General features: G+C 36.4%; 28 protein-coding genes. 2 read left to right on the top strand and 26 right to left on the bottom strand.

The window, feature by feature from the left end:
* Nucleotides 1-20 precede the first annotated feature (20 nt).
* The 17 genes from aroB to ACX9YW_RS04210 form a co-directional block, all read right to left on the bottom strand.
* Nucleotides 21-1,094 (bottom strand): 3-dehydroquinate synthase, encoded by a 1,074-nt coding sequence (gene aroB, locus ACX9YW_RS04290; protein WP_460342238.1) that lies wholly within the window; start codon nucleotides 1,092-1,094, stop codon nucleotides 21-23.
* Complete coding sequence (gene aroC, locus ACX9YW_RS04285) at nucleotides 1,094-2,266, bottom strand: chorismate synthase (RefSeq protein ID WP_460342235.1); 1,173 nt, start codon at nucleotides 2,264-2,266, stop codon at nucleotides 1,094-1,096. The genes aroB and aroC overlap by 1 nt, the downstream gene beginning before the upstream one ends.
* Before the next feature lie 283 nt (nucleotides 2,267-2,549).
* Nucleotides 2,550-2,993: a nucleoside-diphosphate kinase gene (gene ndk / locus ACX9YW_RS04280; protein WP_460342232.1), complete on the bottom strand. Its 444-nt coding sequence runs from the start codon at nucleotides 2,991-2,993 to the stop codon at nucleotides 2,550-2,552.
* A 92-nt stretch (nucleotides 2,994-3,085) separates the two neighbouring features.
* Nucleotides 3,086-4,048 carry a heptaprenyl diphosphate synthase component II gene (gene hepT / locus ACX9YW_RS04275; protein WP_460342229.1) on the bottom strand — a complete coding sequence of 321 codons (963 nt, stop codon included), beginning with the start codon at nucleotides 4,046-4,048 and terminating at the stop codon, nucleotides 3,086-3,088.
* Nucleotides 4,049-4,082: 34 nt separating this feature from the next.
* Nucleotides 4,083-4,790 carry a demethylmenaquinone methyltransferase gene (locus ACX9YW_RS04270; protein WP_460342227.1) on the bottom strand — a complete coding sequence of 236 codons (708 nt, stop codon included), beginning with the start codon at nucleotides 4,788-4,790 and terminating at the stop codon, nucleotides 4,083-4,085.
* A gap of 5 nt (nucleotides 4,791-4,795) precedes the next feature.
* A complete protein-coding gene (locus ACX9YW_RS04265; protein WP_460342224.1) occupies nucleotides 4,796-5,635 on the bottom strand; it encodes a heptaprenyl diphosphate synthase component 1 in 840 nt (279 codons plus the stop codon).
* Between the two features lie 194 nt (nucleotides 5,636-5,829).
* Nucleotides 5,830-6,063 carry a trp RNA-binding attenuation protein MtrB gene (gene mtrB / locus ACX9YW_RS04260; protein ID WP_460342222.1) on the bottom strand — a complete coding sequence of 78 codons (234 nt, stop codon included), beginning with the start codon at nucleotides 6,061-6,063 and terminating at the stop codon, nucleotides 5,830-5,832.
* 43 nt (nucleotides 6,064-6,106) lie between these two features.
* Nucleotides 6,107-6,673, bottom strand: coding sequence for a GTP cyclohydrolase I FolE (gene folE / locus ACX9YW_RS04255; protein WP_460342219.1), 567 nt, complete (start codon nucleotides 6,671-6,673; stop codon nucleotides 6,107-6,109).
* Between the two features lie 189 nt (nucleotides 6,674-6,862).
* A complete protein-coding gene (locus tag ACX9YW_RS04250; RefSeq protein ID WP_460342216.1) occupies nucleotides 6,863-7,135 on the bottom strand; it encodes an HU family DNA-binding protein in 273 nt (90 codons plus the stop codon).
* Between the two features lie 353 nt (nucleotides 7,136-7,488).
* Entirely contained in the window at nucleotides 7,489-8,967 is a 1,479-nt protein-coding gene (spoIVA, locus tag ACX9YW_RS04245; RefSeq protein WP_460342213.1) for a stage IV sporulation protein A, read from the bottom strand.
* Between the two features lie 263 nt (nucleotides 8,968-9,230).
* Nucleotides 9,231-9,953: a YphF family lipoprotein gene (locus ACX9YW_RS04240; protein ID WP_460342210.1), complete on the bottom strand. Its 723-nt coding sequence runs from the start codon at nucleotides 9,951-9,953 to the stop codon at nucleotides 9,231-9,233.
* A 23-nt stretch (nucleotides 9,954-9,976) separates the two neighbouring features.
* The gene (locus ACX9YW_RS04235; RefSeq protein ID WP_460342207.1) at nucleotides 9,977-10,174 is read right to left on the bottom strand and encodes a DUF2768 domain-containing protein; all 198 of its coding nucleotides are present in this window, start codon (nucleotides 10,172-10,174) and stop codon (nucleotides 9,977-9,979) included.
* 213 nt (nucleotides 10,175-10,387) lie between these two features.
* On the bottom strand, nucleotides 10,388-11,446 hold the full coding sequence (locus ACX9YW_RS04230) for an NAD(P)H-dependent glycerol-3-phosphate dehydrogenase (protein ID WP_460342204.1): 1,059 nt from the start codon (nucleotides 11,444-11,446) through the stop codon (nucleotides 10,388-10,390).
* A 38-nt stretch (nucleotides 11,447-11,484) separates the two neighbouring features.
* Nucleotides 11,485-12,795, bottom strand: a complete 1,311-nt coding sequence (der, locus tag ACX9YW_RS04225; protein WP_460342366.1) for a ribosome biogenesis GTPase Der — start codon at nucleotides 12,793-12,795, stop codon at nucleotides 11,485-11,487.
* 118 nt (nucleotides 12,796-12,913) lie between these two features.
* Complete coding sequence (locus ACX9YW_RS04220; protein ID WP_460342201.1) at nucleotides 12,914-13,099, bottom strand: capping complex subunit for YIEGIA; 186 nt, start codon at nucleotides 13,097-13,099, stop codon at nucleotides 12,914-12,916.
* The gene (locus ACX9YW_RS04215) at nucleotides 13,089-13,991 is read right to left on the bottom strand and encodes a YIEGIA family protein (RefSeq protein ID WP_460342198.1); all 903 of its coding nucleotides are present in this window, start codon (nucleotides 13,989-13,991) and stop codon (nucleotides 13,089-13,091) included. The genes ACX9YW_RS04220 and ACX9YW_RS04215 overlap by 11 nt, the downstream gene beginning before the upstream one ends.
* Nucleotides 13,988-14,596: a YphA family membrane protein gene (locus ACX9YW_RS04210; protein WP_460342195.1), complete on the bottom strand. Its 609-nt coding sequence runs from the start codon at nucleotides 14,594-14,596 to the stop codon at nucleotides 13,988-13,990. Before ACX9YW_RS04210 ends, ACX9YW_RS04215 begins: the two co-directional genes overlap by 4 nt.
* A gap of 102 nt (nucleotides 14,597-14,698) precedes the next feature.
* Between ACX9YW_RS04210 and ACX9YW_RS04205 the strand changes: the two genes are divergently transcribed.
* Nucleotides 14,699-14,845, top strand: a complete 147-nt coding sequence (locus ACX9YW_RS04205) for a YpzI family protein (RefSeq protein WP_460342192.1) — start codon at nucleotides 14,699-14,701, stop codon at nucleotides 14,843-14,845.
* A 647-nt stretch (nucleotides 14,846-15,492) separates the two neighbouring features.
* Here ACX9YW_RS04205 and fni read toward each other — a convergent pair.
* The 8 genes from fni to prsW form a co-directional block, all read right to left on the bottom strand.
* Nucleotides 15,493-16,542, bottom strand: coding sequence for a type 2 isopentenyl-diphosphate Delta-isomerase (gene fni, locus ACX9YW_RS04200; protein ID WP_460342189.1), 1,050 nt, complete (start codon nucleotides 16,540-16,542; stop codon nucleotides 15,493-15,495).
* A gap of 12 nt (nucleotides 16,543-16,554) precedes the next feature.
* The gene (gene rpsA, locus ACX9YW_RS04195) at nucleotides 16,555-17,691 is read right to left on the bottom strand and encodes a 30S ribosomal protein S1 (RefSeq protein WP_460342186.1); all 1,137 of its coding nucleotides are present in this window, start codon (nucleotides 17,689-17,691) and stop codon (nucleotides 16,555-16,557) included.
* 131 nt (nucleotides 17,692-17,822) lie between these two features.
* On the bottom strand, nucleotides 17,823-18,407 hold the full coding sequence (locus tag ACX9YW_RS04190; RefSeq protein ID WP_460342183.1) for a lysophospholipid acyltransferase family protein: 585 nt from the start codon (nucleotides 18,405-18,407) through the stop codon (nucleotides 17,823-17,825).
* Complete coding sequence (cmk, locus tag ACX9YW_RS04185) at nucleotides 18,404-19,084, bottom strand: (d)CMP kinase (protein ID WP_460342180.1); 681 nt, start codon at nucleotides 19,082-19,084, stop codon at nucleotides 18,404-18,406. The genes ACX9YW_RS04190 and cmk overlap by 4 nt, the downstream gene beginning before the upstream one ends.
* 152 nt (nucleotides 19,085-19,236) lie before the next feature.
* On the bottom strand, nucleotides 19,237-19,413 hold the full coding sequence (locus tag ACX9YW_RS04180) for a YpfB family protein (RefSeq protein ID WP_460342177.1): 177 nt from the start codon (nucleotides 19,411-19,413) through the stop codon (nucleotides 19,237-19,239).
* Between the two features lie 79 nt (nucleotides 19,414-19,492).
* On the bottom strand, nucleotides 19,493-20,839 hold the full coding sequence (ypeB, locus tag ACX9YW_RS04175; protein WP_460342175.1) for a germination protein YpeB: 1,347 nt from the start codon (nucleotides 20,837-20,839) through the stop codon (nucleotides 19,493-19,495).
* A gap of 12 nt (nucleotides 20,840-20,851) precedes the next feature.
* The gene (gene sleB / locus ACX9YW_RS04170; RefSeq protein WP_460342363.1) at nucleotides 20,852-21,682 is read right to left on the bottom strand and encodes a spore cortex-lytic enzyme; all 831 of its coding nucleotides are present in this window, start codon (nucleotides 21,680-21,682) and stop codon (nucleotides 20,852-20,854) included.
* A 149-nt stretch (nucleotides 21,683-21,831) separates the two neighbouring features.
* Nucleotides 21,832-22,521, bottom strand: a complete 690-nt coding sequence (prsW, locus tag ACX9YW_RS04165; protein ID WP_460342172.1) for a glutamic-type intramembrane protease PrsW — start codon at nucleotides 22,519-22,521, stop codon at nucleotides 21,832-21,834.
* Nucleotides 22,522-22,620: 99 nt separating this feature from the next.
* Here prsW and ACX9YW_RS04160 point away from each other — a divergent pair, with 99 nt between their 5' ends.
* On the top strand, nucleotides 22,621-23,592 hold the full coding sequence (locus tag ACX9YW_RS04160; protein WP_460342169.1) for an asparaginase: 972 nt from the start codon (nucleotides 22,621-22,623) through the stop codon (nucleotides 23,590-23,592).
* An 11-nt stretch (nucleotides 23,593-23,603) separates the two neighbouring features.
* On the opposite strand, the gene ACX9YW_RS04155 is transcribed toward ACX9YW_RS04160, so the two are convergent.
* A complete protein-coding gene (locus ACX9YW_RS04155) occupies nucleotides 23,604-24,581 on the bottom strand; it encodes a YpdA family putative bacillithiol disulfide reductase (protein ID WP_460342360.1) in 978 nt (325 codons plus the stop codon).
* Between the last annotated feature and the right edge of the window lie 39 nt (nucleotides 24,582-24,620).

The following is a 24,620-nucleotide window of genomic DNA, read 5'->3' as shown; positions in this document are numbered from 1 at the left end:
TACCCCCTCCTTCCTTGAACCTATTCATACATGTTATTAAGGGTTCTTAACAAGATATCTTCCGAGACAGTTTTTGTTATTGGTTCACCTACTTTTGAAAGAAGTACCATTCGAATCTCCTGCTTGGATGCTTTCTTATCTTGTCTCATTCGATTAATTAATACCTCTCTTGAAAAGAAAGAGGGAATTTTTGTCCTATATCCTAACCTATCAAGCCAATTGGTGAACTGATTTAATTCAAAGCTAAGGTTCTCAAGCTCCTCACTTAAGTGTAAAGCAAAAATCATCCCGAAAATAACAGCTTGCCCATGAGTTATTTTTCCATAACCCGCCTCAGCCTCAATAGCATGGCCTAATGTGTGACCAAAATTCAAGTAAGCTCTTTGCCCTTTCTCCTTTTCATCTAATGCAACGAATTCAGATTTAACCTTTATCCCGTCTATTAAGTATCGTTGAAACACTTGAAGATTAAAAGATTCTAGTGTCTGAATATCGGCTTTCAGTTGTTCATAAAAAGGAACATGCGCAATAAGAGAATGCTTAATTAATTCCGCAAAACCAGATTGTCTTTCACTTAATGATAGGCTATTGAAAAATGATACGTCATATATTACTGCTTCGGGTTGGTAAAATGACCCTATCATATTTTTGCCAACTGGATGATTGATTGCAACTTTTCCCCCTACAGCGCTATCATGTGCCAAAATCGTAGTTGGAACTTGTATAAACCTAATCCCACGCATAAACGTAGAAGCGATAAAGCCACCTAAATCTCCGATTGCTCCTCCACCAAATGCAATAAGTAATGAATCTCGATCCAATTTATGTTCGAGAAGGAACCCTTGTGCTTCGTAATATACTTCAAAAGTTTTGGCAGCCTCTCCAACTGGGGTTATAAATATTGTGAATTCATAGGGCTTTATAAGCTCAATTATACTTGAGATATATAGATCATGTACCTGCTGATCAGTGATCACAACGATTTTACTTATTGATGTGATCCCATCAAGAATCTCAGGTAATTGAGATACCGCATCTTTTCCAATAATAACAGGATACTCCTTGGACTCAGTTATTATTTGAATCTTTTCCATTAAAAACCCCTCGCATAGTTTCGCTGCATTTGGACTGTTTCCTTTAGGGTATCAAAACGGTCACTATAAAATTGATCAATCATAAAGGAGGCGATTTCCCAAGCAACTACGTGCTCAGCCACAACAGCAGCTGCAGGTACGGCACAACTATCTGAACGCTCGATACTTGCAGAAAATGACTCTTTTGTCTCAATATCTACACTATGAAGTGGTTTATAAAGGGTCGGGATTGGTTTCATTACTCCTCTTACAATAATCGGCATCCCCGTGGTCATACCACCTTCAAAACCTCCAAGGTTATTGGTTTTGCGGTAATAGCCTTTTTCTTCTTCCCACGCAATTTCATCGTGTACTTTACTCCCAGGTCTTCTAGCAGCTTCGAAACCAATGCCAAATTCTACACCTTTAAATGCATTTATACTAACAATTGCAGCTGCAATTTTCGCATCTAATTTGCGATCATAATGGACATAACTGCCAATCCCAGGAGGCATTCCCTCAACAATGACTTCGACAATCCCACCAATCGAATCACCGCTAGCTTTAGCAAAATCAATTGCTTCTTTCATTTTTTCTTCAGATTCATGATCAAAACAGCGAACATCTGATTTCTCAGTAACAGCTACTAATTGCTCAAGGGTTTCGTAAGCAATGGACTTTGCTCTGACGCCACCAATTTCAATCACATGAGAAGCAATTTTTATTCCAAGAAGAGAAAGCATTTTTTTGGCAACTGCACCAGCTGCTACTCGAACAGTTGTTTCACGCGCTGATGATCGTTCCAGGACATTTCGCATATCGCGGTGACCATATTTTAAGGCACCATTTAAATCCGCATGGCCCGGTCGAGGTCTTGTAATAACCCTCTTCATCTCATCCTCTTCTAACTCCGAAATTGGTTCATTCCCCATGATTTTTGTCCAATGTTTCCAATCTTTATTTTCAACGACTAGCGCAATGGGTGAACCCAGAGTCAATCCGTGACGAACTCCTGACATCATTTGCACTTGATCCTTTTCGATTTGCATGCGCCTGCCTCGGCCGTAACCCTTTTGTCGTCTTTCAAGTTCAACATTAATATCCTCGATTGTTAACGGCATCCCTGCTGGTAAACCTTCAATGATAGTAGTTAACTGAGGACCATGTGATTCCCCTGCGGTTAAATATCTCATTATTTTTTCCTCCAATCAACTCAAAAAAGGATTATGTATCACTATAGCATATGCCTTTTAATAAAGGCTATTTTTGCATACATTGATGCTTTTCGTTTAAGTTCTTTTAACTTGTATAATATATTGTTTCATGCATCTTTTCGTAATATAGTATACGAAAATCGCCAGGAAACACTACAAATGAAACTATACAGTGCACCTTTAGCAACAAAGTTTACGAAAAGAGCCTTAATAAAAGTAGTATAAAAAAAGACGCCTGCTTAAAAGCAGCGTCTATAAGGGATTAGTAAATCCACTCGTTAACAAGTTTAGAATATTCTGTTACACCTTCGCTAAAGAATAAACCAATCTCACGTTCAGCACTAGTTGGTGAATCAGATCCGTGAATCACATTTTTCCCAACAGTTAATCCGAAATCACCGCGAATTGTACCTGGTGCAGCATCCTTAGGATTAGTTGAACCCATCATTGTACGAGCAGTAGAGATAACGTTATCACCTTGCCATACCATCGCAAAAACAGGACCAGATGTAATAAAGTCCACTAATTCACCGAAGAAAGGACGCTCCTTATGCTCCCCATAATGCTCTTCAGCTAATTCTTTAGAAATATGCATTAATTTAGCACCAACTAATTGAAAGCCCTTTTTTTCAAAACGAGCAACAACTTCGCCAATTAAGTTCCGTTGTACACCATCAGGTTTAACCATTAAAAACGTTTTTTCCATTTATTCCACTCCTAAACAAATATGTATCAAGGATTAGCCAAAAGACAATCCCGAGGAAAATAGTAACATTCTTTGGAAAAATTCGCAACTATTCAACTTTTTCTACGGCCAATATATTTTGCAATATCCGTAAATGCCTTTTTCGCTTTATTATCTGGAAGTTCATCCAGTACCTTAAGTGCTTTATCAAGGTATTGATCACTTATTTTAATAGAGCTATCAATCGCTCCGGATGCTTTAATATCTTCGATGATAGATGCTAATTCCAACTTGTCCATATTCTCATGAACCTTCGTTATTTTAGTCTTTAAACGGTCATCCTGCATGGCAAATAAGGCAGGCAAAGTAATATTGCCTTGTATTAAATCACTACCAGCAGGTTTCCCTAACTCTTTTTCGGTCGAGATAAAATCTAACACATCATCGGTAATCTGAAAAGACATGCCGACAAAATAGCCGAATCTATACAGTTTTTTATGTAAATGTGGCTCTACGCCTGCGGCGACAGCTCCAAGTTGGCAGCTTACAGCTATAAGTAAAGCGGTCTTTCTTTTAATTCTCCGTAAATAATCTTTTAAATGTTGGTTAAAGCGATATTTATCTTTTATTTGTTCAATCTCACCAACGCATAACTGGACGATGGCATTAGATAAAATTTGATGAGCAGTTGGATTTTCAATCTTTGTCATTAATTGGATGGCAAGGGCAAAAATGTAATCGCCTGTGTACATGGCAATTTTGTTATCCCATTTGGCACTGACGGTCGGCTTACCCCTTCTAAGTTCAGCATGATCGATGACATCGTCATGCACAAGGGACGCCATATGAATAAGTTCCAGGGCAACTGCTACATTCTTAATTATATTAATATCATAATTACCAAATTTACCGGCAAGTAATACAAAGACTGGTCGAATTCGTTTTCCACCTGCTTGCAAGGTATGTAAAGAGGCTTGACGCAATAATTGTGAATTTGATTGAATGGTTGCTTCAAGCTCTTTTTCGACAATATTAAAATCCGAATTCAAAAATGAATAATTCATTTTTAATTTCATGTGAATTCACCAGCTTTACCTTTAACTATTAACATTACTTTTCCTTATAACCTATATGAACGGCAGCTACTCCACCACTATATGGTTTAAAGTAGACATTTTTAAAACCTGCATTTTCAAACATTTTCGCCAATTCTTTCATTCCGGGAAAATCCCTTGCAGATTCTTGTAGCCAAGAATATTCTTGATAACTTTTCGCAAAAACTTTACCAAAAGCTGGCATAATGAAACGAAAATACAAATAATAAAGCTGTCTAAAACCAATCATGGTTGGCTGAGATGTTTCTAGACATACGGCCATACCACCAGGCTTTAACACTCGGTTCATTTCTCTTAAAACTTCCAGATAATCAGGAACATTTCTAAGACCAAAACCAATTGTTACATAGTCGAAGGAATTATCTTTAAAGGGCAATTCCATCGCATTACCATGAATAAGCTTTGTATGTTTTAAATTTAATTCTTCTACTTTTTTTTGACCAATTTTTAACATATTTTCACTAAAATCCAGACCTATTACTTCACCCTTTGGTCCAACAGCGTTAGCAAGTGCAATCGTCCAATCAGCCGTACCACAGCAAACATCAAGAGCTTTTGATCCGGGCTTAACACCCATACGTTTCATTGTATCTTTCCGCCATCGAATATGCTGTTTAAAGCTAATAACAGAGTTCATCTTATCGTAATTATCATATATTTTTTCAAATACATGATGGACGCGTTCTTCCTTGGATTGTTGCATAAATTCTAACCCTCTTCCACAAATGTTTTTGCAATGGGTGCATATTGTTTAATTAAATGAAACCATCTTGTTTTCACATAATCATTAATAAGTGGGATTTTATTTATTCCCTTTTCAAAAATATGAATGGAATGCTCAATGTATTGATCACAAATGGCAAGTAAATATTTTTTTTGTTCAGTTGAAAGGTCAGCTACTTGATTTGTTTTTGGAAAAACAATTTTTCTTAGTCCATCAATTAATACAGATGAATCCTCGCTCTTGTCAAAGCGTTCTTTTTCATGCAAAAGCCTCTTAATAAAAAGAAAATGGGAGGCGATTTCTTTCCAGATACTTTCTTGTAAGTAGTCAGCCAATTTATTGATTAATCCTGATTCTAAAGTCATAACAGAATTCATTAATTTGTCTATTTCTAAAGAATCCTTATTGTAAAAAATAATCTTATGTTCATTAATTTCTTTTATTCCTTCAGCAAGAACCCTAACCATCGTAATATTACTCGTTTCAGATAATATTTTATAATATAGGCTACTAAAATAGGTCCCACCAAGTACCGTTAGCTGTCTTTGTTTTAAGGAGTTTTCTTTCTCTTCACCAATTGAGGAATTTGTGACGCGTTCATGGGTATCAAGGGCAATTTGAACCAACATTGATGTAACTACACATTCTTCCATTTGTTCTTTTGTTAAACCATGATTGCTAAGCACTGAAATAGTAAATAGAAGCTTATCTTCATCAAGAGTTGGGGTGTGAATATACTGTTGTAAATATGGTAGAGAGATTCTCTGATATATCGTATCCTTCATATCCATTATAATTGATTGTATTTGTTGCAATAATATCACCCTTGCTTTTAGTGAGCGAAAAATCTGCCAAGTATTTTATTTAAGCCTTTCACAATAAGGCAGTCCTCATTATACCATAAAAAAATCTATGTTTGGTATGTTTACTAAAAGTTACATAATTTGAATTTACCCTAGTTTTCCGTTTTGACAAAAAAAAAATGCGTAAGCGCCTATTTTAGGCGCTTAATTTGTTTTTATTTTTTTGCTTCACTTTCAATTTCGCCATAAGAAGTATAAATTTTAGCATTGCCTCTAATTTTAATTGCTGAGGTGTGCTCTGTGAATTGGGCAATCAAGACCTCACCTTTATCCAGTTTTTCCGAATGATGAAATCTTGTATCTGATCCCCTTGTAAGACCAATTACATTAACCCCGTCATCATTTGCCTTAATAACAATATAATCTCCAGATAATACTTTATTTTCCATAAGATATAGACAACCCCTAGGTTATGATCATTTCAAGGAAGAATTACTTTTTTATAAGGCTAATAATTTCAGCTCTAGCTTGTGCATCATTAGTTAGAACTCCTCTTGCGGCCGAAGTTATCGTTTTAGCCCCTGGTTTTTTTACCCCTCTCATCGTCATGCACATATGTTCAGCCTCAACAACTACCATGACACCATGTGGTTCGAGAGTTTTCATGATGGAATCAGCAATGGTTGAGGTAATCCGCTCCTGAAGTTGTGGTCTTCGCGAAACAGCTTCAACCGCTCTAGCCAATTTACTTAATCCGGTTACTTTTCCATTGCGGGGTATATAAGCAACATGGGCCTGACCAAAAAATGGAACTAAATGGTGTTCACACATGGAGTAGAAGGGGATGTCTTTAACCAATACAAGCTCTTCATGTTCTTCTCCAAATATCGTCTCAAAATATTCCTTGGGATCTTGGTTTAATCCAGCAAAAACCTCTTCATACATTTTTGCTACTCGCTTTGGTGTATCCATTAGACCTTCGCGATTCGGATCCTCACCTATAGCCTCAAGTATCATTCTTACAGCTTCTTCTATTTGGGTAAGATTTATTTGAACCATGACTGTGCCCCCTACGAAAATAACGCCTTTTAATCACTATTTCATATTAACATAACCTACAGAAATGTAGCAAAAAGAAAAACCATTTGTATTAATCTTGTTTAATAAAAGGATAATAAAAGGAAAAAGGCCAGGATGGTCTCCATGGCCTTTTTTAGCTTCATCCTGGCTTAAGCAGTAGGTATGTAATTATTTAACTGCATCTTTAAGCGCTTTACCTGGTTTGAATGCTGGTACTTTGCTTGCAGGGATATCAATTTCATCACCTGTTTGTGGGTTACGGCCTTTACGGGCAGCACGCTCACGAACTTCGAAGTTACCAAAACCGATTAATTGTACCTTATCTCCATTTTTTAGTGCTTCTAAAATAGAGTCAAAAACAGCATCAACCGCTTTAGTAGCGTCTTTTTTGGAAATTTCACTAGCTTCAGCCACTGCATTTACTAAATCTGTCTTGTTCATGCCATTCACCTCCTCCCAAAAAAAGGGTCATAATCAGAAAATAGGTATCTACCTACATTTCTAAACACTTTTTCATATTTCTATACCTTACACTAGAATTATTGTGCTAATTTTGGAGAAAATATAATAAAAAGGGCAAAAACCCTTTCACAACAAGCTTTCAAACGTTTCTAGCACTAATTCTGTTAGTAGATTATCACAATCATTTAAGGTTATCAAGAAAATTTCAAGAAATAATGGCAATCTTTTCTTAACTGAAACATTTTTGTGAAATATTTACAGATTAATACATGGTTTTTCAGGGTATATAAACAAAAAGAAGCCTCCTTTTGGAAGCTTCAACCGGAAGATTTTTATAAAATGATGGCAATTAATCCACCAGAACCCTCATTAATAATTCTCTCTAATGTTTCTTTTAATTTATATCTTGCATTTTCCGGCATTAAGGATATCTTTGCCTGAATTCCCTCACGAACAATGGAGCTAAGGCTACGCCCAAAAATATCAGAATTCCAAATCGAAAGTGGGTCATCTTCAAAATCCTGCATTAAGTATCGAACCAATTCTTCGGATTGTTTTTCTGTTCCAATTATTGGAGCAAATTCCGATTCCACATCGACCTTAATCATATGAATGGACGGGGCAACGGCTCTCAATCTAACTCCAAATCTTGCTCCTTGGCGAATGATTTCAGGCTCTTCTAGACTCATATCAGCAAGCGACGGCGAGGCAACCCCATAACCTGTTTGCTTTACCATCCTTAGGGCATCTGAAATTTGGTCGTATTCAGTCTTTGCGTGTGCAAAGTCTTGCATCAACTCAAGAAGATGATCCTTACCTCTTATTTCAACACCAACAATTTCTTTCAGAATTTCATCGTATAATTCATCTGGGGCAAATAAATCAATTTCAGCAACCCCATGACCCATTTCAATGCCTGCTAACCCAGCTCTTTCTATAAATTCATAATCACTGAATTGGTGGACAACTCTATCAACATCACGTAACCTCTTAATATCTTTCACCGTATCTTTTACAGCTTCTTGATAGCTTGAGCGTAACCAGTGATTATCTCGTAACACCATTACCCAGCTAGGAAGATTAACATTCACTTCAATAACCGGGAATTCATATAAGGCTTCACGCAGAACGTTTAATACATCTGATTCCCTCATACTTTCAACACTCATTGCAACTACGGGAATATCATATTTATCAGCTAAATTCGTTCGTAGTGCCTCAGTATTTGGATGATGAGGCTGTACACTATTCACAATCATAATAAACGGTTTTCCGACTTCCTTCAGTTCGTTAATAACACGTTCTTCTGCTTCAACATAACTGCTTCTAGGAAGCTCACCGATTGTACCATCAGTTGTAATCACTACACCAATTGTGGAGTGCTCTTGAATCACTTTTCTAGTACCAATTTCAGCCGCTTCATGAAAAGGGATTGGCTCCTCATACCATGGGGTCGAGATCATTCTTGGACCATTTTCATCCTCATATCCTTTGGCTCCTGGAACCGTGTATCCTACGCAATCCACCAATCGGATATTAACGTCTAAACCTTCACTTACATGAACGGTAGCAGCCTGGTTTGGCACAAATTTAGGCTCAGTCGTCATAATGGTTTTGCCGGCAGCACTTTGCGGCAGTTCATCCTGTGTCCGAGCTCGTTCGGCTTCATTTGACATATTCGGTAATACTACTAATTCCATAAACTTTTTAATAAATGTTGATTTTCCAGTACGAACGGCACCTACTACTCCGAAATAGATATCGCCGCCTGTTCTCTCAGCAATATCTTTAAAAATATCAACCTTTTCCAAGAGATCCCCTCCCGATCATCTACTAAAATCACGGATAAACTATATCCTTTTAGGTATTGTTGGACAGTATATACTTATGATGTTGTCCTATGTTCTTATGACTAAACTTGAAAAAATTTTTTCTTCCCTATGATTAATAATTATTTAATTACTAGACAACATTTACCAAACAATGGTATTTCATAAGAAAAAGAAAAAACCCTTCTCCTACAATATATTTTGTAGTTGAAGGGTTATGACAAAATTAAAATGTGAAATCACGGTTATTTCTTGATTCCATCAAAATAAAAAATAGGTTCTTTAGTTTCCTCATCGTATGTATAGGGTAAGGAATAAGCAGGTACAAACATAGAATCTGTTACTAGGATATGGCGAATATCTTGATTTACTTCCAATTTTGGTTTCTGTTCCTTAATCAGTTTATATAAATCCATCCGATAGTCGACATAAATTTCCCCATCTGAACCAGCAACGAACGGTAAATTGACATTTGTAAATGGACTAACTGTAAAAGGTTCTTCCTTATAGTTTAATTTTGTATAATCAAGGGAATAAACATTTTTACCGACCTCATCCTTATACGGTGGGTATCCCCCATTCGCATTTATACGCATTTTAATTTCTCTAATCGTATCCACAACTCTCAGGTCAATAAGTCTAACTGTCGGATTTGTTTCGACATCGATTAAGACATACTGAAAAATACCACCTTTTTCAAAGGCATTTCCCGGAGATTCTGCCAAATAGCGTGGAACAATTTTCTCAAAGTCTATCGGATATTTTTGATATATTGGAGTATTCGCTTCTTTCGTTTTTATTGGCAAAATACCATCATTATCCTTTTGAAATTGACTAACAGCTGTTTGAACTACTGAAATTTGATCAGCGTATGGAACTTGATTTTTAGTTAATTCGCCTTCAGGATACATACAACCGGTTAATAAAACACTAAAGATAGTCAACAACATAATAAGCTTCTTTTTCATTCTTTTCAATCCTTTAAAAGTTGTTATCCAGTAGGACCACTTAATACAACATATAATATGATAATCCCTGAAAGAATCATAAATAAATAAGCTAGTATTCCGGTGATAATCTTAAAAAAGCCTTTTAGCTTGAACCGACTAAAATAAATTAATATAAGAGCTAAAAACATGAATCCCATACCTGCAAGGGAAATCCACATTTTCATTAAAGATTCTGACATACTAATCCCCCTTTTAATGCATTGGTTATTATATCATAGGTAAGAAAAGGTTTAAACAAAAAGACCAAAGAAAAGAAGGGGCGTTTACTTTTCTTCGGCCTATTATGACTAAATGACCCACACGGTTCAAGTTACCAGTGTGCTTCGTTGCATTGTATGCATGGGAACCCTATTTCGTATCCTCTAATGCCTATAAAACGATAAAAAATGTTTCTATTCTTCATTCCCTCGTACCCCAAGAGCAATGACTAGATCTTCCATTTCATTTGTTTTATCACGAGCCATTAAATGATCAACGGCATCCTTTGGGTAAACACCATTAAACAAGACATCATACAAAGCATTGGCTATCGGCATTTTTACATCAAACTTTTTGGCAAGTTGATGGGCTGCTTTAGTAGTGCGCACTCCTTCTACAACCATTCCCATATTATCGAGTACCTCATCAAGGCTTTGGCCTTTTCCCAATAGGTTACCAGCACGCCAATTTCGCGAATGGACACTCGTACAAGTTACGATTAAATCTCCAATTCCCGTTAAGCCTGAAAATGTAAGTGGACTTGCTCCCATCTTGGTTCCTAATCTGGCGATTTCAGCAAGCCCTCTAGTCATCAGGGCGGCTTTTGCATTATCGCCATAACCAAGACCATCAGTAATCCCTGCAGCTAAGGCTATAATATTTTTTAGGGCACCACCGATTTCCACCCCAATGACGTCCGGGTTCGTATAGACACGAAAATTATGATTAATAAATAAATCTTGAATTTCTTCTGCAATTTTCATATTTTCGGCAGAAACCGTTACTGTTGTCGGGTGTCTTAAACTGACTTCTTCAGCATGACTTGGTCCTGAAAGTACAACAACCTCAGTTAAATATTCCCTTGGTAATTCCTCTTTAATCATTTCTGAAATTCTTAACAGTGTATCAGGCTCAATCCCCTTACTAACGTGAACAATTGTTAACGGCTCCTTCGGTTGTAAATCCCTTAACTTACTAACCACTTCACGAATCGCTTTAGTAGGAACTGCTAATACAACATTGATAGTATCAGTTATCGCTGCATCCAAAGAAGAGTAGGCCTTTATTCCTATTGGTAATTCAATATTTGGTAAGTACTTGTGATTTTGGTGCTTGGTATTTATTTCCTCAACTTGAGATGGATTATGGCTCCATAAACGTACTTCATGATTATTATCAGCCAGTACCATCGCTAAAGCTGTACCCCAGCTTCCCGCTCCAAGAACAGCGACTTTCTTATTGGTTTGCTGCATAAAATCACAACCTTTAAATTTTTTTCAGAAAAGATTTTCTATTTTCTTTCACGCGCATAAATTTTGATTGGTGTTCCTTCAAAACCAAAGGCATCACGGATGCGATTTTCAAGGAAACGCTCGTAAGAAAAATGCAACAGCTCAGGTTCATTAACAAATACGACAAAGGTCGGTGGCTTTACGGAAACTTGAGTTGTATAGTAAATTTTCAACCTACGTCCATTATCCGTTGGCGTTGGATTCATAGCCACTGCATCCATTATGACATCATTTAAAACTGTCGTTTGAACTCGTAAAGCATGGTTGTCACTCACAGTGTTAATCAATGGCAATAAATTCAAGACGCGTTTTTTCGTCTTTGCTGAAAGGAATACAATTGGAGCGTAATCAAGGTATTGGAAATGATCACGAATCTTTTCCTCGAAGATACTCATCGTCTTTTCATCTTTCTCTACAGCATCCCATTTATTAACGACAATAATTACTGCTCTGCCAGCTTCATGTGCATAACCGGCTATCTTTTTGTCTTGTTCAATAATTCCTTCCTCTGCATTAATTACGACTAGAACAACATCAGAACGTTCAATCGCCCTTAAAGCTCGTAGTACACTATACTTTTCGGTACTTTCATATACTTTTCCTTTTTTTCTCATTCCCGCAGTATCAATAATGACATATTTTTGTCCATGATAGGTATAAACAGAGTCAACCGCGTCTCTAGTTGTACCTGCTACATCACTTACAATGACTCGTTCTTCACCTAAAATGGCATTTACCAACGAAGATTTTCCAACATTTGGTCTGCCGATTAAGCTAAATTTAATCATATCATCTTCGTAATCATTTTTCGTTTGTTTAGGGAAAAACTTCGCTACTTCATCTAATAAATCACCTAGACCTAATCCATGTGAACCGGAAATTGGAAAAGGTTCACCGAATCCTAAAGCATAGAAATCATAGATTTGATCCCTCATATCGGGATTATCTATTTTATTCACTGCTAGAACTACTGGTTTTTTTGATTTATATAGGATTTTTGCTACTTCTTCATCAGCAGCTGTAACCCCTTCGCGTCCGTTTGTCAAAAAAATGATTACATCTGATTCATTAATAGCAATTTCCGCTTGCTGGCGTATTTGCTCCAGGAAAGGCTCGTCCCCTATATCAATACCGCCTGTGTCAATAATATTAAAATCATGGGTTAACCATTCACCCGAGCTATAAATTCGGTCTCGTGTAACACCTGGAATATCTTCCACGATCGATATTCTCTCTCCAACAATTCTATTGAAAATAGTCGATTTCCCTACGTTCGGACGTCCAACAATCGCCACTACAGGTTTTACCATCATCTTCACCCTCTCAAATAAAGGTTATTATTTCAATTATAAAAAGAAACCCTTCCATATTAGAAGGGCACAACTATACTAGTTTATCAATGAAATCCATAACATGCAATCTTTACCGTTAGTGTTTGACGATAATATACAACTCTTCTGATAAAGCGTGAGCAATTCCATCTAATATTGCTTCTAAACTAGCCGCAAGTGTTTCCATTTCTACATTCGTATCACAATGAAAAACTGCAGGTGCCATCGGGGCTTTTTTTAAGTTGGTCGTAACTACTGCTAAAATGTATTTTTCAATCACCATTTGCCTCGCCTCTTTTTACTTCTTTATTCCTTTCCGTTGGCATTCGAATAGCATTTTCCAAGGTTGGAACATCACCAATGATTTTCATTGCTAGTTCAATATTTTTTTCTTGTGGCAGAACAAATACACCGATTCTTCCATCATCTAAATCACGTTTCGCTAATGGAACCAATGCTGGAGTACCTGAGTCTCGATAAACTCCTAAAGCAGTCGAAACATCATGGAGTATGGCCTGGCGTTGCCCTAAATTTGCAATTGTTGATCGAGCATTGAAGTTTTTCGGTTTTAAGATAAAACCCATTCCATATTTAAGCACTTCCTTTTGCCTATTTGGAAGTCCAATATTCATGATATAGATATTATCGATATATAGTCCTGCACCTTCAAATCTCAATGGTACATGCTCAATCTCAACAATGTCACTCAGTTTTCCTCCTGACATTAATCTTTGCGAAATTAGCATTGCCACAATAGCAACAATAATCGCCACCCAAATATTAAAAACTAAATAGGCAAACGTTGAAACAAATGAGTTGAAAATAACTAAATAGTTTCGGCTTTCAAAAGCAACTGCAATTCCCTCTATATAGGTCGTTCCACGCGGTACAAGATCGTAACCATCAAGTTGAGTCAATGTATTACGCTCCATATTACGGACTTCTCTAAATTGAGATGCAGCCAACGTTAAAAAGGTAACCGCCGTAAATTCCTGCTCCATTATGGATGGAATGGCGACCGTACCCAATCCCGCGGCAATGAATCCTAATGCAACATGAATAATTTTCCCATGAAGGTAAGTAGGATATTGGCGATAATCAGTACGTAACATGTAAATTCGACTTAGAGTTCCGACAATAACCCCAAACAAAATTGGATAGGTATACTCGTTCATGTTGTTTTTTGTTTCCCCTTTTCAATTGATTGATAAAGATGTTCAAAGTAGGTAATTAATATTTTTATTCCTTCCCAACTAAGAATAATCATTGCAGCCAAAGAACATACATCTAGCATTTCCATCGATCCAATCAAGTATGGAAAAGAAAATTGTTTAATAACAATAGCAAATAAAATATCTCCATAAATAGGACCTGTTAAAACAATCGTAAGTCTCCATGGAAGTTTATCTTGGAGAAGAACTGAAAGGAAAGAGACTAAAAAAGCTAGTAACCACTCTCTTTTGAAGATAACCCAAATCGGATCAAATAACTCAAGTAATAAAAAAGCACCATACCCTATTGCGATAATAAGTGAACAAATAAAAAAATATGATTTATTTTTGAAAGAAAAGAATCCAACCCTAATAAATATAGCTAAAAGAATAAAAATAGAGATATAACTTATGGAAATATTACCAATTTTAAAATAAAACGGTGAAATCGTGATTCCAATAAGCGTGAAACATGCAAGTGGCAATCGATATTTCACTTGTTTTTTTATTAAAAATGTCATAACAATCCAAACAGACCAAACAAAGCCATAAAAATACAAGCCTTCCATAACAGCCCTCCTCACTTTAAGTATGGTTAATAGCATGGTAATTTAATCGTTTTACGCATAATTTATTAAGAATTTATCATCTTAAAGATAGGAGGTGTTACGGTGGGAAAAGATCGTCAAGAAAAAAAACTGAAAAAGAGTCGTAGAGTAGAGTCTGACCGCGACCAAGCCCTTCATTTCGATGGCGCAACTAAACTACAAAGTCCAGAAGAAGCTCGAAGATTAAACGATGGAAAAGATAGCTTTTAAAGAAGGCAAAAAACTCTCTAATTTTAGAGAGCTCAGATTGTTGACAAAAGACATTGAGAATACACACTCTCGATGTCTTTTTGTCATTTTTAATTGAAATTGCTGGTGAAATCGTTGATTTCCGCTCCAGGCGCTAGCTTTCCGGGGGGCTGAACGCCTGCCTCCTCGTCGCTATCGCTCCTGCGGGGTACAAATGCTCCCTCTTTGAGGAGCATTTTACCTAGGTCTCGCCTGAACCACTAATCCCCCAGGAGTCAAGCGCCATCCGCTCCAATCAACTTAGTATCCTGCAATAATTGACTCAAAAACCTGTTTAACCTATCACAAATCCCTTTTAATCGGTGGCAGTATGAAAACGAATAAGCAAACTATTTGGTTTGTTTATCCTTTACAAAGTTTTTTCAGAAAATTAGTTGATTGGAGCGAAGGGCGACGACTCCTGCGGGACTAGTGTGCGCCTTGAGACCCCGCAGGGAGCATAGCGACTGAGGAGGCTCAAGGCACACCCCGCGGAAAGCGTTCGCCCTTCGCGGAAATCAACGATTCTTTAGCGTATAAATTTATTTTAATAGAAAAAAGACTGCAGCACACTCGAAATTCTCCGAGTTTGTCTACAGTCTGAATCTCTCTAATTTTAGAGAGTTTTTTTATCTTTTTTGGCTGTATTTTTTTGTGTCGATACCTCGTTCATTTAGCCAATGATGCGTTTTGCCTGAAATGATTATAGGGGTTGCTTGTAAGGATTTTATATTTTGGGCACCTAATGCTAGCATCATGAATTTCAATTCATCTTGGAAACTTCTTGTTTTGGAAATGGTTTCTTCGATTCCATATTGGATCACATTTTTCAAAAAGAAACCAGCCATTCCAACTGCATCGGCACCTAAAGCAAGTGCTTTCAAACAATCTAAACTACTATTAATCCCTCCAGTAGCACATATTGCGATTGTACTTGATACACTTCTGGCTTCTACGATTGAAACAGCAGTTGGAATACCCCAATCATTAAAAAATATAAGTTGTTCCTCACGACGAGAATTTTCAATTGATGCAAAATTAGTTCCTCCAAATCCGCCAATATCAACATAAGAAACTCCAATGGAGTATAGCTTTTCTACTGTTTCCATTGACATGCCAAACCCTACTTCTTTTACAATGACCGGAACCGAAATGCGCTTAACAATATTTTCAATCCTTTGTAATGCTCCCTGAAAATCTCGGTCCCCTTCTGGCATCGTAATTTCTTGAACCACATTTAAGTGAATCTGAAGGGCGTTTGCCTCAATCATGTCGATGGCATACTTTGCCTCTTCAACAGTTGCCTCACTTCCTAGATTTGCAAAAATAAGCCCAAAGGGATTTACTTTCCGAACAATCTGGTAGCTGTTTTTTTCAAATGGGTCCTTTATTGCAGCCATTTGAGAGCCTACAGCCATAGCGAGACCCAATTCCTTCGCAATAAGGGCTAATTTACCATTAATCTCTGCCGTTCTTTCGCCACCGCCACCTGTCATAGCATTGATAAAAATTGGCGAACTTAATGAAAGTTCGCCAAAACGATTTTCAATACTAATATCCTTAAAGGATGAATCTGGCAGGCTTTGGTGAACAAATGAAACATCATTTAAACCATGAACGATTTCATTTTCTCTTAGAGCATATTTAATATGTTCCCATTTTCTTCTAGCCCTGGTCATTCTATCACCATATTAGCTTCGTAAATTCTTTAATTTATCACCGATTACTTCACCTAGCTGAAATCCTTTGGATTCTTCTGGAAGTTCGTACTTTTCAAATTCTTCTTCTTTTTCTTCCAATTCTTTTATACTTAACGAAATACGTTGCTCATTTTCATTAATCTCTAAGACTTTTACCATTACTGTTTGCCCTTCTTTTAAAACCTCGAAAGGTGTGGCAATATGCTTATGAGCAATTTGTGAAATATGAACTAATCCCTCTACTCCAGGGAAAACCTCGACGAATGCACCATAGGATACAAGTCTTTTCACAGTTCCTTCCAAAATACTTCCTTTTGGGGCTTTTTCAACAATGTTTGCCCATGGTCCCGGCAGCGTTTCTTTTATAGAAAGAGAAATACGCTCATTGTCACGGTCAACACTCAAAACCTTAACTTTCACCTTTTGTCCTTCTTCAAGAATATCAGAAGGCTTGTCTACATGTTGATGGGATAGTTGAGAAATATGAACAAGGCCATCAATACCTCCAATATCAACGAAGGCACCAAAATCAGTAATTCGTTGTACAGTCCCCTCTACAACCTTTCCTGGCTGAACGGAGTCCAATAATGCTTGTTTTTGTTTTCCCTTTTCCTGCTCAACAACAGCACGGTGGGAAAGAATGACACGATTTTTTTCTTTATCTAATTCAACGATTTTAAATGAAAGTGTTTTATCCTTATAGTCTGTAAAATCCTCAACAAAGTGAGCTTCTACTAAAGATGCAGGAACGAATCCTCTAATACCTAAATCAACCACAAGGCCACCTTTAACAACATCCTTAATTTGTGCATCAAAGACGGTACCTTTTTCAAACTTATCAGCTAAATCATCCCAAGCTTTCTCTGCATCAATTTTTCGTTTCGAAAGAACTAATGCATCCTCTTCCACTTTTGTTACCTCTAAGTCAAGCTCGTCCCCAACTTCAACTACATCAGAGGCTTTTTCAACATGTAGACTAGATAATTCACTAATTGGTATAATTCCATCAAGCTTGCAATGATCAATGTTTACTAGAACCTGCTTTTCCTCCACTTTTGTTACTTGACCTTTTACCTTGTCTCCTACTTGAAATTCTCTTACTTCTACTTGGTTTAAATCTTCAGTCATTAGTACTCCTCCTAATCTCAAACCAGGTTAATGTTTATATATTAAGGCTGTTGCTAAAAAAATAAGAATTTTTAAATAACTCATTAATTAACTTCTTACAAAAAGTTGTTTTTGTCAAGCAATAGGGTTAATTACTTTTGGTGTTTTTCGATTAGATCCTTAATGGTACCCATTATTACTTCTGTCGTTTCCTCTGCAGATGCTTTAGAAGTTCGCAATTCTTCCATTGGAATAGGTTTTCCATATATAACCTTTAACCGTTTAAACCCACGATAGGGACCTACAATAGCACACGGAACTACTTGGGCTTCGGTACGCAAAGCAAAAAACCCTGCACCTGCTAACCCCTTACCCAATTGACCATCTCTGCTTCGAGTTCCTTCCGGAAATAAGCCCAAGACTTTACCTTCCTTTAAGACATTTAACCCCTTTCTTAATGCTTCCCGATCACTCATCCCTCGTTTAACAGGAAAAGCATTTAAATGAGGAACGATTTTCCCAATAATCGGAAATGTGAACAACTCCTCTTTCGCCATAAAATAAACGGGTCTGGGAGCAGTAATCCCTACTACTGGGGGATCTAAATTATCAATGTGGTTTGCACAAAGAAGAACCCCACCATCCTTCGGGAAATTTTCTATACCAATTGTCTCAATTCGATAATAAGGTTTCAAAAATCCACTGACAATTGATCTAACAATCGGATATAGATTCATAATGCAGCCATCCTTTCAAGGGATATCTTGACAATTCGATCAACTACATCCTGTATGGAAAGAGATGTCGTGTCAATTTCTACTGCATCCTTTGCTTTCTTTAAGGGAGCAACTTCTCTCTCTGAATCAATTTTATCTCTAGTAGCAATTTCTTCTTTTAGCTTTATTAAATCAGACGGATAGCCCTTTTGAATATTTTCAAGATGACGCCTTTGAGCTCTTTCTTCCACACTAGCCAGAAGGAAAATTTTTACTTCTGCATTTGGTAAAACAAAAGTACCAATATCCCTTCCATCCATGACAACTCCACCATTAGCTGCTAACTCCTGTTGCCTTTTAACCATTTCCTCTCGGATTAGTTTATGTTTAGCAACTATGGAAACACAATTAGTTACCTCCGATGTGCGAATTTCAGTTGTGACATCATTGTCATCCAATATCACGCGTTGCCCGTCTGTCCCAGGGAAAAGTTCAATTTTCGTATTTTTTAGTAATTGATTAAGCGCCTGTTCATTGTCTAAATTGATATCATCCAATTGTGCTTTATAGGTAATGGATCGATACATGGCACCAGTGTCAATATATATGTATGAAAATTTTTCCGCGACGATTTTTGCAACAGTACTTTTTCCTGCTGCCGCTGGCCCATCAATCGCAATCGAGATATTCTTTGTCATATTTCCTCCTACTATTCCACAAAAAATCTTGACTACTAACAAATCGATAACAGTCATCTTTTTTATTTTATCATATATTTAGTAAAACTCTCTTCATTTTGAACCTTTTTTTGTGAAATAACTATTTAAATAAATAAAAACGGCAGGTAAAATTACCTGCCGAGAGTTTCGAGTACTTCTCCATATTGTCCATTCCCCACACCCTCATATTGGGTAATTACTTTTAGTTCAGGAAGAAAATTATAATGATGAAAGAATATTTGCGAGATGATTAAAAAAATAAATTGTATCGCAATTAATTTAATTAATATCCTCTCTAAATTTTTCATCCGTTATTCACTCCAGTATCTTTTAATACCATTATGGAGAAAGTTCTCTTTTTATAATCACCTAAAATCCTTCTTTTTTCTATAGAACATCCTCATAGATTGGTTCTGCATTTTGAAGCTTATCTACTTTCTCTTCAAATCCAGTTTCAGCGTTGATAAATATCCGATAAGTATCGTCCCCCAAAGTACCTAGAAATTCATGACAGAAAACCTCTTGATTTAAATCATTCATTATTACTGCTAAGCCGTGTTGTTGTATATCAAGATTTGGATTTATTTTTGTTCTGGCCACTTTTTCAGAGATTAATGGCTGCTGGGGAATTTTTCTTTCTCGATGAGATTTCAAGTATTCACCAGCAGCTAGCCCGATCATATCACCATTATCTAAAGCAATTTTTACTTTAATAGAGTCTGGATAAACCCGCACATCGCCAACTTTACTAACAAAGGTAAATACCCCGATATGGTCATATTGTGAGCTTTCAAATAAATCTAAGTCTTTAAAGCCATTATCACCTAGAAATTTTATCGCTTTCTGTGAGGCTTCATTTAAACCAAGCGTCCCTTTTTTAATATCTCTAGACATAATGTACCAAATTGGATATCCTCCTACTTTCGTAATATCCATATTGGCTGCTAAACCCGATTTCTGTTCAAGAATAGAAACACTGTAGAAACCATATTTGGAGCCATCACCATTTTCAACAACCTGTACCTTGCCATTTTTGAGATTTGAATATTTTTGGGCTATTTTTAGCGCTTCTTTTTTACTAATGGTTGGCCCTTTGAGGTTTCTAAAATTCTCATCCTTTTCTTGTAAATTAGTAAATGCTGGTCCTAAATTTACCTCATCATATTCCGAAACTGTTTTTTCAACCGTTTTAAAGCCATCAATAACGGTGTTGTCCCCCGGTTCATTTGTCGCTAAGGCAAGCTCAACATCCATCCAACGCAAATTATTTTTGATGACTAAATGTTGGACTTCTCGCAAACTATTTTGTATTTCACCTGATTGCTTATATAAGGTTTTTAAATGTTTATATTCTTCATCCGTTAATGGTTCCTTGTCTAAATCTCTAACGGCTGTACGATAACTAAAATCACCAATTTTCGCCAAAAACTCCTCGGTTTTATTAAATGGCAGTAAGGTTAACGGTAACTGCCCTACATCACTATGTGCTTCTGAAGTAATTCTCCATACATCTGCTAATGCCGGGGAAAGGGAGCTTCTAGAATTCATCGCTAAAGTTGTCCCAATTTTGTCATTTAATAAATCAATGCGATAACTTAAGTTATGAAATGCCCTTTGGTAATTATTTTCAGCATTTATTAATACAGCATTTTTTTCACGGTGCTCTTGGTATCCCCAAATAGCTGTTCCCGCAACACCCAAGGATAATAAACCGATTAAGATTCCTCTAATCAAAGGATTCCCCCCTTATTTACAAAAAATATGTTTACCAATTCGTTTAATTTGTGGCCTGCCCCAAATCCAACTACTTGTTGCTGTCGCCGGATTAAAATAATATATGGCATTTCCGGTAGGATCCCAACCATTAATCGCATCTATGACTGCTTTTTTTGAAGTTTCATTCGGTGTTAACCAAATTTGTCCATCTGCAACAGCGGTAAATGCTCTAGGTTCAAAAATGACTCCAGAAATTGTATCAGGAAATGAGGCACTCTGAACTCGGTTTAAAATGACAGCTGCAACTGCTACCTGACCGATATACGGCTCACCTCGAGCTTCCCCATGCACGGCATTTGCCATTAGTTGAATATCATTCTGTGAATACCCACTAGGAACATTTGCGGCAGTTGGTTTTGTGCTTGAATTACCGGCAGGTTTTGGAGTCGTTTTTTTTGCTTGATTAGTAGCTGTCGTATTGTTTTTGTTGTTTTTTGACTGGTTCTCAACTGGAACTCCTCCATAGTGAGTAAATTTATTTCCTTTGTTTATTTGATCCTTTACAAATGCCGCATTATATTTCGATGCTTTTACTAATTTTGCCTTTGTTGTTGGACCAGCAAGACCATCAATAGGCAATCCAAATTCATACTGGAAATTTCTTAGTGCCCAATAAGTTCCCCAACCAAAAACACCATCAATTTTCCCATTATAAAAACCTAAATATTGAAGTCTCGCTTGTAATTCAATAACATCATCACCTACTGCACCTTGTTGGATAACTTGGTTAGAAAAAGCATTAACCTTTGAATGATTACCCATAAATGGCCACATAGAAAATGCCAAGGAGATAATTAACATCCATGTACTAAATTTTGATACCTTCCTATTCATGGAACGCCCTCCATTAATAAAATGAATTTACATTATCTCTATTTTTTGTAGCTGATGGTATTTTATTCATAAAGTTTGTATTAGGAAGAAATGTAGAAAAAAACTCTTCACCTATACTAGTAGGGAAGAGTTTTTTGAACACTTAATTTATTTTCGATATGTTTTGAGGATAATATTCTAGCTTTCTTGACCTTTTTTAGGCCAAACCACCAAAGAAAAATCATAAATGGCACAATATTTTGGATCCAATTCGTTTTAGACAACAATATGAAATCATATGTTCCATGTAAAATAAATGGTATTAATAAAGACAATATAATCCACTTTTTGCTTTTGCTTATTGAAAATTTACTTTTTCCAAAGTAAAAACCCATTATGACACCAAATAAGGCATGACTTGAAACTGGAAGTAAGGCTCTCCCAAGGGCATGTTCAAAACCATTAGCCAATAAGTAAAAAATATTTTCTACTGTTGCGAATCCTAAAGAGACAGCAGCCCCATAAACAACCCCATCGTATGGCTCATCAAAGGAAAGATGTTTATATACTGTATAAAATAAAATAAACCATTTGAAAAATTCCTCAAGTAAACTAGAAGAAATAAAGGCATTTAACCATCTTGATTGGAACACCATCTCCGTTTCAAAAACATGCTGAATAAACATAAGCGGAAATACTAAAAGTGCACCAAAAATAAAGGTTTTCATCACAAAGGAAATTGGCTCACTATCATATTCATCTTTTAAATAAAAATAGCTTAATAACGCGAGTCCTGGTGCTACACCTGCAGACAATATCGCAATCATGAGAAATCCTCTTTTCAATCGGTTTCTTTAATCGTATCATGTTATAGTAAGATTGAAAATGAAGAATTGTGCTTAACATTTGTTTATGGAGGTACATATATGAAAAAGATTTTAATTATCCATACTGGCGGAACCATTTCAATGAGTGAAGATGCCGCTACAGGTGCTGTGAAACCAGGTGAATATAATCCTTTAACATTAAATACGAAGGCATTAAATAATCTAGCTGATATTCTTATTGAGGAACCTTTTAACTTACCTTCCCCTCACATTACAACAAACGAAATGTATATATTAAAAAATATCATTGAAAATCATTATAAAATGAATCAAATTGAAGGTGTTGTCATTACCCATGGAACTGACACTTTAGAAGAAACCGCCTACTTCTTGGATTTAACGGTACAAGTTAATATTCCCATTGTTGTAACTGGGGCAATGAGATCAAGTAATGAAATTGGTTCAGACGGCCTCTATAATTTAATGGAATCAATCAGGGTCGCCTGCTCAAATGAGTCTAAAGATAAAGGGGTACTTGTTGTTTTAAATGATGAAATCCATACAGCCAGAAGTGTAACTAAGACTCATACTAGTAATGTAGGAACCTTTCAAAGCCCTCAAACCGGTCCAATAGGCATGATTACGAAAAGGGGGATTATTTTCCACCATACCCCTACGATTCGGGAATCGTATCGTATAGATGGTATAAACAAAAGAGTTATACTGTTAAAAGCTTTTGCAGGAATGGATTCGACTTTGCTAAACGTCATTTACGACGTAGGGTATGACGGTGTTGTCATCGAAGCACTTGGACAAGGTAATTTACCTCCAAATACTTTAGATGGTATAAATAAATTAATCGAAAATGGAATACCAGTTGTTTTAGTGTCGCGCTGTTTTAATGGAGTTGTCGAGGATATATATGGTTACGATGGCGGGGGTAAAAACTTAAAAGAACTTGGATGTATTTTTTCTAACGGACTTAATGGACAAAAAGCGCGTCTTAAACTATTGATTGCCTTGTCTTATACGAATAACCTTCATGAAATCGAGAAAATTTTCCATAAATAAACCAGGGAATGCTATCCCTGGTTTTTCTCTTTGTTTAAAATTTCCTGTGCAATTAACCCACCATGAAACCTACCATTTTCAATAAATATTTCATTTGCATTGTTACCTGCTGCAATGACACCTGCTATAAAAATCCCGTTTACATTCGTTTCCATTGTTTCAGAGTTAAATGACGGCCTCCCTGTTTCTTCTTCGATTTTTACACCGATTTCCTTTAAAAATAGATGATCAGGATGATATCCAATCATGGCAAATACATAATCATTTTTAACTCGCTTTTCTATTCCTTGGACGGAATAAATTACTTCCTGTTCGGTAATTTCCTTGAGGTGAGCATTAAATTCCATTTTGACAATTTCATTACGGATTAATGCATCAAATTCAGGTAGGATCCATGGCTTAATACTTGATGAGTATTTTTCTCCTCTATAAAGCACGGTAACCCTTGCTCCTGCTTTCACTAATTCTAACGTGGCGTCGACACTAGAATTTTTCCCACCGATAACAACTACGTCTAAATCAAAATACGGGTGGGCTTCTTTAAAATAATGGTTGACTTTTTCTAAGTTTTCACCTGGGATATTTAATTTATTTGGGTTATCGTAATATCCAGTCGCAATCACTACATATTTGGCTGAATATTTATTTTTATCCGTGACAACTTCAAAATAATCAGTTGGTTTATTTACTTCAAGAACTTTTTCATATGAATGAATTCGCAACTGTTTGCGTTTTGCAACTTCACGATAATAAACTAATGCTTGATTTCTTTTTGGTTTATAGTCCTCTGTCATAAACGGAACATTACCGATTTCTAATTTTTCACTTGTACTAAAAAATGTTTGATGGGTAGGAAAATGATAAAGGGCATTAGCAATATTACCCTTCTCGATAATTAACGGATTTTTCCCAATTTCTTTTAATGCAATAGCAGCAGCCAACCCACACGGTCCACCACCGACAATAATGACATCTTCCACTCTTACCAGCTCCTAAATAAAAATCTCCTATCTAATGATAGGAGATTT

The organism is Pseudoneobacillus rhizolycopersici (assembly GCF_054786815.1).
This window is presented reverse-complemented; position numbering and strand designations above follow the sequence as displayed.